Genomic DNA, 12,195 nt, shown 5'->3' with positions numbered 1-12,195 from the left:
ATTTATATATTTAGTAATTTAACAGTTTCTTCTAATGTCTTTTTCCAATTAAATTTTTTAAAATGAATATTTCCTTTCATAATTAATTTTTGCCTATAATTTTTATTAGAAATTATCTCACTCATCTTTTTTTTAATTTGAATTACATCGTCTGGGTCAAAATACTCAACAGCGTCACCATTAATCTCCGGTAAAGCTGAATTATTTGAAATTAAAACAGGGCAGCCCTGAGACATTGCTTCCAATGAAGTCAAACCAAATACCTCACAATATGAAGAGAATAAGTAAAAATTTGCTTTGCGATAAAGATTAACTAAATGGTTACTTTTCAAATTATGTAAAAAAATAATTTCTCCTTCGTTTAAATTATTTTTTATATAATTCTGTATTTCTAAAAAATATTTATTATCTAATACCTGGAGAACTATTACATAAGTTAAGTCAGTTTTTTTTTCTTTTTTTAATAATTTAAAAGCTTTTAATAGATTAATTATATTGTGATATCTAACACATGATAGGACGGATAAAATATAATTTTTATAATGAAAATTATTTAAATAATCTAAATTTGTAATATCTAAATATTTTGACTCTATACCTAAATAAATTACAAAAACTTTTTTTTCATCTAAGTTAAGTGAATTTATAATCTCTTTTTTGGCAAAATTTGAATTTACTATTAAAATGTTGCATGCGCGAATAGATAATTCCATGATAACTTTTGTGAGAAAATTTCTAAATAGATTTCCAGGCATTTTTTCGAAAAATATCCATGGTAAATTTGAATGTAAAGCTAATATAAGTTTTATTTTAAAAAAACCTAAAAATAATGGGCCAAAATTCATTGGTGAATAGAATTTTTTAACTTTTAATTTTTTTAACTCAAGAGGCAGTAAAAATTGCATCCACAACAATTTAAAAAAGATATTTGAAAATAAATTAGATTTAACAATATATTTTATCTTCGGATGATTAATTTCAGATATTTCGCTTAAATAGTGTTTGCTAATAAAGATATATATTTGTTCATTTATCCTTACCTCACTTAAGTATTTAAGAAAATTTAAATTATAAGTTTTAGTTCCGCTTTCTAAACTTGTTCCAACCATATCAATACCAATGGTCATTTTATTTCTTTTTTAAATTTATTTAAATTCATTAATATAGTTTATAATAAATACTTATTTAATATCATAACAAGGAATGAATTTATTATTTATTATACATTTTCTTAATAAATTTATTGATATTTGATATCTGAAAAAAATATCTCATGTCTAGAATGCCTGATAAGAAAATTGATAAAAGTTTATTTCCTTTTTCTAGATAAATTGCATCTCTCTTTATAATATCATTTTTAAAATTTTTAAAATTATTGCCTCGTAAAGATGAATAAATAAACTGATATTGAGCTAAGGCTAATTTAAGAGACTTTTTACTTATGCTTTCATAATTTCCATAAGTAAAAGCAAAATGTTTAATTTTAATTTTCAATAATTTTTCTAAATTATGAGCACTATTTATAATTTCATTTTTTAATTTTCTATTGTCAGAAATTAAGGCGAGATTTGCATGAGTTTTGGTATGAGCACCGATTAAATGTCCATTTTTAATTAATTTTTTTAAATTTGTAGTATTTATATTTTTTACAAAGTTAAAATCACTCGGTAAAATTTGATCTAAAATATTTTTTTTTATAAAAATTCTTGCTTTTGAAGAAGAATTAATTTTTATGAAATCACTAGGTACAAAAAAGATAGCTTTGATCTTTAATTTTTTTAATATCTTTTCAGCAATCAAAAAATTTGAATTAAATCCATCATCAAATGTAAGAAGAATATTTTTGCCTTTTAATTTTTGTTTTCCATTCATGTGGGCTTCAAACTGTGCTGGAGAGATAAAATTCCATTCCTTTTTAATTAATTTTAGCTGATTATAAAATAACTTGTAATTTTGTTTCTCAATATGGTGATATATTAATACTCGAATATCATTACGCTTAAAAAATTTATAAAATTTTGACAGGAAAAAAATAAATCCCTCATAATTTTTGAGTGATTTGTGGTTAAGTAACATTTTTTTTTAATTTTCTAAAAATTTTAGTTAAATAATTATTACTGAGATTTTTAAACTTTATATACATTTTGACCTTAATAAATAAGATATAAACAAAACCATTAAATTTAGTAGATTTTAGCGTCGAGCATGATTTCATTATGCTATTTGACCATTTTTTTTTATAACCTTCAGAACCTATGGTTAAGTCAAAATAATTTAAATTGTTATTTTTACAATCATTAACTAATTCACTAAGTAAAATTTTTCCAGGTGAGAATTTTTTAAAATTTGTGTCATAAGTAGGGAACAGATAATAACATCTGTTATTATAAATATATCCTGAGTGAGCAGCTATTATAGTATCGTTTAATGACAAATATGATAAATATAAATTTGATTTTAATTTTAAATTAAATTTTATAAAGATTTTTTTATAGACGTTAATATCAAATAAATTCCAGCCATCTGTTCTTTGATATTGCATACTCTTATTCATAAGAATAAATCTTACAATTTTTTTTATATCACTTTGTTTTTTTGCTAAATTAAAAGATAGATTCCCAATTTTATTTAATCTATTCTTTTGGTATCGTAAGTCAGATTTTACACTTTTTTTTACCAGATCATTAATATGATCGATTTTATTTAAAGATATTCCAAAATAGTTTGTAGTCGTAACTGTATTCAAATATTTGAAAAAAGGATTATGAGTATTATTAATGAATTCTGGTTGATTAGTTAAATTAACACAATTAAATAATTCTTTGTTACTTAAAATAAGTTTCCAAATCTGGTAGAAATCATCTTCATTAATATTAAGATCTTTTTTAATTAATGGGGAATTATAGTCAGAAAATGGGAAACCTGACCATGTCAGTATTTTTACATTTAAAAATTTATTAACACACATAGGTAAAATAAATAGAATATCGTTATCATTTTTAACAACAATAATATGGACAGAAAATTTTTGTTTCTTGTATTTAATCATTTGTTGAAACCAAAATTTTTGCCAATCTAGATTTTGAAAATAATAGTTGTCTGATTCTTTTTCAAAATTTTTCCAAGTGTTTACTAATTCATTTGTAAATTCATTATAAATTGTAAGGTTAAAATTTTTCATAATAAGTCAATATCTTTAAAATCTTGATTTAAAGGAAATAAAACGAACCTTCTTGAAAATTTAAATGTTAGGTTGTTTTTTTTAAACTCTTTGGGAAAACTTGGCCAAGATACAATATCAATAGTATTTTTCCAACCCCAGTCATAAAATTTCTTTCTTAGGTGATAATTTTCTATCTTAGCAACAAAATACCATAAAATATAATTATCAGAATCATTATATTCAAAATATGGTTTTATATTAAATTTGTTAAGGGTATTTTTCCATAAATTAAATCTCGATATTCTAAGAGCTTTTTCTTTTTTAAAAGAAAAATTTTTGATATTATTTTCTGTGTACTTATCTAAACGAAGATCTAATTTATTCTTAATTTTTGAAATATTTATATCTTCATAGTCAGGTCTATTAAAAATATATCTATATAATTTTTTAATAAATTTTATTTTTTTTACTTGGTCTTTAAATTTATGATAAATATTTTTTTTATATCTTGATAATGAAATGTAATTTCTATTTTCTAATTTTTTTTCTTTTTTAATAAATAAAACACCACCATTATCTATTTCCTTAATAATTTTATTTGGAGATGTAATAACTATGTCGCTATATTTACCAATTTTTCCTAATGGCTTTAACCCATTAAATCCATGACAATTATCTTCAATTAAATAAATTTTATTACTTTTACAAAAGTTTCTGTACTTGAGAATCATTTGTGGTTTACCAAAAAAATGAACCATAATAATTCCTTTAATTTTCGTTGAAAATTTTTTTTTAATGTCTTTCCAGTCTGCATCAAATTTATTGTTTATATTGTAATAGACTGGCTTTATTCCCAAGATTTTAATTTCTTCAATTACAACATCACATATGAGGGTTGGTAACATTAATTCATCATTTTTTTTAAGGTTTAAATTTTTTAAACCATATACAAGTGCATGTCTCCCTTTTGTAAAAAATATTGGCTTCATTTAGTTTAATTATTTAATAAATTTAAAAACTTATTATTACTTTAATAAATACATTTTATTAAAGTAAATTATTTTTTTCATCATAAAACTGCCAAAAGGTAAATAATATAATATTCTGAAGATTATCTTATATAAATTATCATCAATTTCTTTCATCAATAACTTCATTTTATTTTTTTGACCTGATAATACATACCCCGTACAAACCTCAATTATTTTTTTTTGATTGAAATTATAAATTTTTTTTTTCAATTTTTTATCTTTCGGGTACATTCTGACAATCTTTTTTATAAATTGTTCCTTTTCATTAGCAAACTTTTCATAAGCATTATTACTAGTGCTATTAAAATGCGCTCTCCATTTCGATAAAACTTTGTTGCAATATTTGATTTCATAGATTTTACTAAGTCTTATAATTAAATCTAAATCATGTATTAAATCAAATTTTTTATCTAATGTTTGATTTAATTTTAATACTAAACTTTTTTTGAATATTACTGTGTCAAAGCTGATATAATAATTTTCGATTAAATCATAAAAAATTTTACCTTGTTTTATTTTATTATTATATAATTTTCTTGTATTTAATTTAGATATAAATAATGAGTTACTAAAAACAGCAGCTATATTTTTATTTTTAAATAATTTAATTTGATATAAAATTTTTTCAGGCATTAAATAATCATCACTGTCACAAAATAAAAAATACTCTCCATTTACCTTTTTTAATGAATTGTAGCGTGCTTTTCCAAGTGGAATTTTTTTTTTTGTCGAAAAATATTTAAATCTTTTATCTTCATAACTTTTAAATATTTTTTTGCTATTATCAATGGAGCAATTATCATAGAATATCAATTCAAAATTTTGATATTTTTGTTTTTGAATACTATTTAATGAAGATCTTAAAAATGTTTCTCCGTTATAACAGTTCATTATTATGCTAACTAATTTTTGCATAATTATTTAATGATTTTTTCTAATAATTCTTTATCTCTTGATGTATCCATGCACATCCAGAATCCATTATGCTGATAAGCCATAAAGTTTTTTTTATTAATTATTTTTTGGATAGCTCCTCTTTCTAACATGCTATTTTTATTATTTAAAAAATTAAATAATTTATAATTGAAAACAAAAAAACCCCCATTTATCCAACCTCTTGTTAATTGTGGTTTTTCTTCAAAAGTAATAATTTTACTTTTTTTTATTTCTACTTCACCAAATCTAGCAGGCGGCCTAACAGCTGTTAAGGTGGCTATTTTTTTATGCTTTATATGAAATTTTAACAATTTATTGATATTAACATTACTTACACCATCTCCGTAAGTTAGATAAAAATTTTCTCCTTTCAAAAAAAACTTTTGTAATTTTTTAACTCTCAATCCTGTCAATGTGTTTAGTCCTGTATTAACTATTCTTATATTCATATCGTTATAGATATTTTTCTTAAAATAATTTTGAATTATCTTATGCTTGTAACCTGTTGCAATGATTACATCTTTTACAGCATATTTTCGGTAATGATCAATGATATGGCACAATATTGGTTTTTTTTTAATAGGTACCATTGGCTTTGGGATTTTTTTTGTATATTCAGATAGTCTTGTTCCTTTCCCACCTGCTAATATTACAAGTTTCATTTTACAACTTCATTTATTAAATTAATTATCATACTTTTACTTCGTGAGATGCATTCAAAGCTGTAATGTGTTTTTGGTTCTATTTTTAATAATTTTAATTTATCAGGAAATTCAATATCAATAACCTTTGGTTTATCATTGATTTTTTTTTTTAAAAAAAATCTTACTTTTCCTTTTAAAACTGTAATAATTTGAGTTCTCTTTTCATGATACTTCCACCCTTTAAATTTTTTCGGATAAATTTCTGTAAAATAAAGTTCTCCAAATTTATTAAAAAAATCATGATTTTTTGATATTACTTTATATAGATTACCCTTAGGATTCTTTATTATTGGAATTTTTTGTATTTTATAAAAAGCTTTATTCACAAAATCATTTCATATAATCAAGAATTTGCTTCTTTGTTATTTCTTCTGCTGTAGTTGTTTTATTTAAAACTTTTTTATACCATTCTATAGTCAGTTTAACACTGTCTTTGATTTTATATTTAGGCTTCCATTTAAGAATTTTTTTAGTTTTTTCTATATTTAATTGCAGATTAGTCTGTTCGTAGAATTGTTTCTGTTTCTTTATTGTAACTTCTCCCCACCCCCAATTTTTTATTGCATATCTAACTATTGTTAAAACGGAAGTTACTGTATTTTTTTCAGTACCAAAGTTCCATGCACCTGAGTATTTTTTTGGATCTTTATAAAGATTAGCACCTAAAATTAAATAACCATATAAGGGATCTATTACATGTTGCCAAGGTCTATTAAAATTTGGATTTCTTATAAAAATTTTATTTTTTTTATACAAAGAATTTACTATATCTGGAATTAATCTGTTCTGTGATTTGTCTCCTCCACCCATTACATTTCCAGCTCTTGCACTTGCAATGCCTAATATTTTTTGTTTTTTTTGAAAACTTTCAATATAGGTTTTAATAATAATTTCTGCTGCAGCTTTAGAACCACTATAAGGATCCACTCCTCCCAGCCTGTCTGTCTCTTTAAATCCAGTTGTTGATGAATTACTTTCATAACATTTGTCTGAAGTTACACAAATTAAAGATCTAACAAATTTAGATTTTCTTGATATTTCAAGGATATTAAGTGTTCCAAGTGTATTAATTTCATATGTTTTATAAGGCTCTTTATAACCTTCTAAAATTAATGGTTGAGCTGCTAAGTGAAAGATAAACTGTGGTTTAATTTTATAAACATATAAAGTTAATTTTTTTTTGTCTCTAATATCTAATATATTAATTTTTATTTTTTTATGAAGATTAAGGGAATAAAATAAATTTTTATTTTTATTTGGTGAATATCCAATTGCAAAAACTTTAGCACCTAAAATATGCAACCATAAACACAGCCATGCACCTTTAAACCCTGTGGCACCTGTAACTAAAATTTTTTTATTTTGGTAGATTTTATAGAAGTCCATATTAAATTATTTTCATACTACATTTAAACAATTAAATCACTTAATTCTATTGTGTTTGATTAAATTATTATAATTTTTTATCATCTGTACGTTGGTGAAACGTTTCTTATACGTAAGATATGATTTGTTGGCCATTTTTTTTAGAGTTGTTGAATTATCAAGTAAATATAATATTTTTTTTGCAAAAAGATTTGGTTTATTTTTGCTCACTAAATACCCCGTTGATTTGTCATCTATTACTTCTGGTAGACCTCCTGAATTAGTTGCGACAACGACCTTTTTTAGGCTCATAGCTTCAATTGCTGTATATCCAAATGACTCATACTGTTGAGATGGTATGACCATTAAATCACATCCAGAAATTAAACTAGCACTATTTTCCTCAAAATCATTAAGGAATATATTTTTATTTGAAGGTGATTTTAAAACTAGCCCTTCTATTAAACTTTTATCTCCATATCCATATATAAATAAAAATACATTTTTTTTTGATGCAATAATCTTTTCCATTGCTTTGATAATGTATTCATGCCCTTTACGTAAGTCATATTCAGCTAACATTAATAATATTTTGGAATTTTGAGGTAAATCGAAATTTTTTTTAATTGAGTATTTTTTATTATTTCTATCAAAATAGTGACCATTATAAATTGTAAAAAGTTTATTCTTTTTTAAATATTTTCTGGATTTAATACTTAATGTACAAATTTTTGAGACCGATATAAACCCCATTATCGAGCTTGAAATAATTTTATCAATTTGGTTTTTATAAAAATCTAACAAAAAAAATTTATATTTTTTTAAAGCAAAATTATGAAAATTTATCCATGGTTTATTTTTTGGGTTAATTTGTAACCAAGCAATAGTGGCTGCAAGGCAAATATCTCCACCTGGATACCCCCCATTGATAACCATCAATTTATCAAAATTATTTTTTTTAAAAAAAACTACTAATCTAAAAATTTGATAACAAAAAGTTAATGGGAATAAAATTGAGTAAATTGTCTTACAAATAAATAAACTAATATAATTCATCTTTTTATTAAAAAGTTTATCCCATGAAAAAATCGAATAATGTAAATATCTTATATTTACAGATTTCTTCTTTATGTAGTTAATGCCTGGATTATTTTTATTATAAATCAAATAAAAAATATCATTAGATATTTTTTTTGAAGTGAGATTTTTTATGAAAGTATCTACACCACCTCTTTTATAATTTTCTACAAAATATGCGATTTTCATTATTTTAATTGGTTTAAATAATAATGTATATTCTTCTAAAAGATACCTGAGAAAAATTTTATTTATTGAATTTTGTTAAAATGGTTTATTTTAAGTTTATAAGTTTATATTATTAAGTAACTCGTCCATTTTCCATAGTATCATTTCTTGTTCAATTATATTTGTATCAGAATTGCGTATATCTTCAAATTTATATAAATAGTTACTTGGAAAGAGTAATGGTGCTTTAAATAAATCAAGATCTCTGAATTGTCCATTAATTATATCTTTATTAATAAAATTTTCTAGGTTTGGAGAGTTTGTTAATAAAACATATTTTATATTAGATCTTTTAAAATTTTCTAAAATTTTTTTTATACTAAAAAAATCAAGGTGATAAAAAAGTGCCCTACATATTAGTAAATCAGAATCTGGCAACTGATCCTTCATTAAATTAAGTTTGGAAAAATTTACTTTATTTGATGAATAAAGTTTTTTATTTAAATTAATCAACTCTTCTACGATGTCACACCCTAAATAATCAATATCAGATTGATCTACAACTAATTTCATCCAATTAAAATCTCCACAAGGTACATCTATAACCTTTTGAATTTTATATTTTGATATAATCTTTGGTAACTCAATTCGAATATTTTGAGTATTTATTAAATCAGAACCGGGTCCAGAAATAGACTCGGCCGAACCCCAATAATTTTTCTTATAAATTTTTTCAAAAATAGTATCGTTGTTAGATTTTTTAATTAAAAACACGTTAAAAAAAAGTTTTTTAATCTTGTATAGTATTGATTTTATCTTTTTTTCGATCATCAAAAATTAAATATTAACTTCTTTCACTTTTTCTACACAAAATAACATCGGGTCTGACATTTCTTTTTTATCTATTATTTTTGAAAGTTTTACTAACTTGTTCTTAAATAATTGCAAATCTTCAAAACTTATCAGATTTGTTTTATTTGGGTCAATTGGCTTGAAAAATATTTTTTCCATATTTATATTAATTTATTTAAAATTTTTGATAATTTGATATTTTGAATGTTATTGTTTGCATAATTTTTTTGATAATTATTAATTGATTTTTTTACTTTTTCATTATTCCACCAACTCAATATATCTTGATTTTCTTTGTTATTTAAGAATTTAATTATACTATTATTGTTGAAATGAATAACTTTATTTTTTTGTAAATCTTTATATATTTTTTTTGTATTGACATTATAATTATCCAATTTTGAATACCAAATTCCCAAAGATGGAATATTGTGATACATGGTCTCATTAAAGCTTGTTCCATCATAACTATGTATTATTAAGCCATAATCTTTAAAAGTATCTTCTAGTTTAATATTCCTTCTATCAAACCTTATATTTTTAATATATTTTTGAAAGTAATATTCTTGATCTAAAAAAAATAAATTATTTTTAATAAAAAAATTCTTAAATTCGGGTTTTGTTTGACTGGGTAAAATTCTTATACTTATTTTTTTTTTAATTTCATCATCTAAATTATTGATAAGTTCTATGTTTTTTTTTAATTTAAAAATCATATTACCGTAAATATTATATGTAATTATATTATGAAGATGTGGCTTTACTATAAATAAAATTTTATCATTATTAGATTTTGCAATTTTCGTTTTAGATTTTGAGAACATATACGTTGGGATTATTTTCTTGTCATCCTTCCAGCCCCAACTTAAAAATTTATCTGAGGTTACAATTTCTGTAATATTTTTCGCTTCCAAATGAGTGCCATAAATATTTCCATGTTGGCCAACAAAATATTTAATATTTTCCTCACATCTCATTGCTGTGTACAATTTAAAAATCTCATCTGTGCAAAAATTATTACTAGTAAATATAAATTTAGGATGCTTAGGCCACGGTAGTGATTTAGCATGAGATAAGTTTTTCTTAAATCCCTCTAATAAACATGTGGGTATATTTTCATGAATTAGATTACATAATATACCTTCCAATATATTTTTATTTTTATACTTAAAGGCGCTCTTAAACATTTCTCTCATTTTTTTATCCTTCTTAACTCGTATAAAATTTCGATTGAGCCAATATTTTGGCAGTATAGAAAAATTCAGTTTTAAAAAAAAATCATCTACTTTATTTAGACATGTCCCGATGATTAAAGGTTCATAATTACTAGTAAATACTTCACATATATAATTGTATATAATTTTCAAATAACTTCTAAATTTAAATCTATATTTTATTGGATTTTTTTTTATTTCAAAATTTTTGCTACTAATGTCTATTTTTTTTTCACTAATTTTATTTTTATTTAGTTTGTTATTAATGTGTATGAAAATTTTTTGATTCCAATCATAGTTGTTTGTTATCCAATAAAAATCCTCTGTACCATGAATAGTAAAGTTGAAATTTTTTATTTTTACTATATTTTTTTTTTTGTATTTATGATCTATGCAGTATTTTATATTTGTATACTGTCTATATATTGTATTTATATAAGCCTCAAGCCAATGCCCCATTAATATATTCCAAAATCTTTCAGAATAATTTACATTGTGTATTTTATTCAATTCTTTAGAAAGTTTTTTTAAAAATTTTTTAAATATAATTTGATTTTTTATTATATTTTTTTTTTGTGTTTTGTTTAATTTTTCTGAAAAAAAAAAATCTTTATTTATTTTATCTAATGGAAAAAAATCAATTTCAGGTAACAAAAATAATTTTTTTTTAGTTGCCACTTTAGTAATCTTACTCATTTAAGTTATTTTCAATAAGTTTTTTCAATTCTAGTATCGAAAGATATTTATTAGTTGAATTGGAAGCATATTGAAAATTTTCTTTTACCGGTTTAGCCTTGTAGTGAGAAATGTATTTTTTTAAACCATGCAGTTCAAAAGTTGGTAATATTATATATCCATTTTTATACTCTATTGTATTAAAAGCATCATTTGATGTAACCAACTCTTCGTGAATTTTTTCACCAGGTCTTATTCCTATATATCTAATTTTATTCTTAGGGTTTATTGCCTTTGCTACATCCAAAATTTTGTAGGAGCTTAATTTCGGCACAAAAATTTCACCTCCAATGCTATTTTTAAGATACCAAAAAACTTTCTTAGCTGCTTCTGCAATTGAAATGTTAAATCTTGTCATATCTTTATGTGTGATTGTAAAATATTTATCGTTCTTTTGTTTTTGAAATAACGGGATGACTGATCCTCTTGATCGAAAAACATTTCCATAACGAACTACAGAAGCCTGAAATTTTTTTCCAGAATATAGATTCGAGCTTACAAATAATTTATCACTACATAATTTAGTGGCCCCATAAAGATTTATAGGGGCTGCAGCTTTGTCTGTCGATAAAGCTAATATTTTTTTAACTTTATGTGAAATTGATGCCTCGATAATATTTTGTGCACCTATTATATTTGTATTAATAAACTCTGTTGGGTTATATTCCCCCACGTCCACCTGTTTCAGTGCGGCTGCATGAACTATAATATCTACTCCTGCAAATGCTCTATCTAATCTATTTTTATCCCTTACATCACCAATGAAATATCTTAAATTTTGATATTTTAATGGGCAAAATCTTTTTTTCATTTCAAACTGTTTAAATTCATCACGACTAAAAATAATTATTTTTTTTTTTACCTTAACAACATCTAATAAATATCTAAGAAATTCTTGACCAAAACTTCCTGTTCCGCCTGTGATTAAATAAGATGAATTGTTAACCATA

At 22.9% G+C, this 12,195-nt stretch carries 13 protein-coding genes; all 13 read right to left on the bottom strand.

Annotated elements, in window-relative coordinates; all coding sequences use genetic code 11:
* Window positions 1–2: 2 nt before the first annotated feature.
* Window positions 3–1,127, bottom strand: a complete 1,125-nt coding sequence (locus tag ABXT65_RS00785; protein ID WP_415323604.1) for a glycosyltransferase family 4 protein — start codon at window positions 1,125–1,127, stop codon at window positions 3–5.
* A gap of 85 nt (window positions 1,128–1,212) precedes the next feature.
* Window positions 1,213–1,872 (bottom strand): polysaccharide deacetylase family protein, encoded by a 660-nt coding sequence (locus ABXT65_RS00780; protein ID WP_415323603.1) that lies wholly within the window; start codon window positions 1,870–1,872, stop codon window positions 1,213–1,215.
* 193 nt (window positions 1,873–2,065) lie between these two features.
* The gene (locus ABXT65_RS00775; protein ID WP_415323602.1) at window positions 2,066–3,181 is read right to left on the bottom strand and encodes a GNAT family N-acetyltransferase; all 1,116 of its coding nucleotides are present in this window, start codon (window positions 3,179–3,181) and stop codon (window positions 2,066–2,068) included.
* Complete coding sequence (locus ABXT65_RS00770) at window positions 3,178–4,152, bottom strand: DegT/DnrJ/EryC1/StrS family aminotransferase (RefSeq protein WP_415323601.1); 975 nt, start codon at window positions 4,150–4,152, stop codon at window positions 3,178–3,180. Before ABXT65_RS00770 ends, ABXT65_RS00775 begins: the two co-directional genes overlap by 4 nt.
* Window positions 4,153–4,188: 36 nt before the next feature.
* Complete coding sequence (locus ABXT65_RS00765; RefSeq protein WP_415323600.1) at window positions 4,189–5,085, bottom strand: glycosyltransferase family 2 protein; 897 nt, start codon at window positions 5,083–5,085, stop codon at window positions 4,189–4,191.
* A gap of 26 nt (window positions 5,086–5,111) precedes the next feature.
* Window positions 5,112–5,792, bottom strand: coding sequence for a sugar phosphate nucleotidyltransferase (locus ABXT65_RS00760; RefSeq protein ID WP_415323599.1), 681 nt, complete (start codon window positions 5,790–5,792; stop codon window positions 5,112–5,114).
* The gene (locus tag ABXT65_RS00755; protein WP_415323598.1) at window positions 5,789–6,160 is read right to left on the bottom strand and encodes a hypothetical protein; all 372 of its coding nucleotides are present in this window, start codon (window positions 6,158–6,160) and stop codon (window positions 5,789–5,791) included. Before ABXT65_RS00755 ends, ABXT65_RS00760 begins: the two co-directional genes overlap by 4 nt.
* A 4-nt stretch (window positions 6,161–6,164) precedes the next feature.
* Entirely contained in the window at window positions 6,165–7,220 is a 1,056-nt protein-coding gene (gene rfbG / locus ABXT65_RS00750; protein ID WP_415323597.1) for a CDP-glucose 4,6-dehydratase, read from the bottom strand.
* A 36-nt stretch (window positions 7,221–7,256) separates the two neighbouring features.
* The gene (locus ABXT65_RS00745; RefSeq protein ID WP_415323596.1) at window positions 7,257–8,465 is read right to left on the bottom strand and encodes a glycosyltransferase family 4 protein; all 1,209 of its coding nucleotides are present in this window, start codon (window positions 8,463–8,465) and stop codon (window positions 7,257–7,259) included.
* A 96-nt stretch (window positions 8,466–8,561) separates the two neighbouring features.
* The gene (locus ABXT65_RS00740) at window positions 8,562–9,275 is read right to left on the bottom strand and encodes a class I SAM-dependent methyltransferase (protein ID WP_415323595.1); all 714 of its coding nucleotides are present in this window, start codon (window positions 9,273–9,275) and stop codon (window positions 8,562–8,564) included.
* Between the two features lie 6 nt (window positions 9,276–9,281).
* Window positions 9,282–9,455, bottom strand: a complete 174-nt coding sequence (locus ABXT65_RS00735) for a hypothetical protein (protein WP_415323594.1) — start codon at window positions 9,453–9,455, stop codon at window positions 9,282–9,284.
* Window positions 9,456–9,457: 2 nt separating this feature from the next.
* A complete protein-coding gene (locus tag ABXT65_RS00730; RefSeq protein WP_415323593.1) occupies window positions 9,458–11,206 on the bottom strand; it encodes an LIC12162 family transferase in 1,749 nt (582 codons plus the stop codon).
* Complete coding sequence (gene pseB / locus ABXT65_RS00725; protein WP_415323592.1) at window positions 11,199–12,194, bottom strand: UDP-N-acetylglucosamine 4,6-dehydratase (inverting); 996 nt, start codon at window positions 12,192–12,194, stop codon at window positions 11,199–11,201. The genes ABXT65_RS00730 and pseB overlap by 8 nt, the downstream gene beginning before the upstream one ends.
* Window position 12,195 lies beyond the last annotated feature (1 nt).

It is taken from the genome of Candidatus Pelagibacter sp. Uisw_127, assembly GCF_047722515.1.
In the GTDB taxonomy this organism is placed as follows: Bacteria; Pseudomonadota; Alphaproteobacteria; order Pelagibacterales; family Pelagibacteraceae; genus Pelagibacter.
Note: the sequence above shows the minus strand (reverse complement) of the source record. Positions and strands in the feature narration are given on the sequence as shown.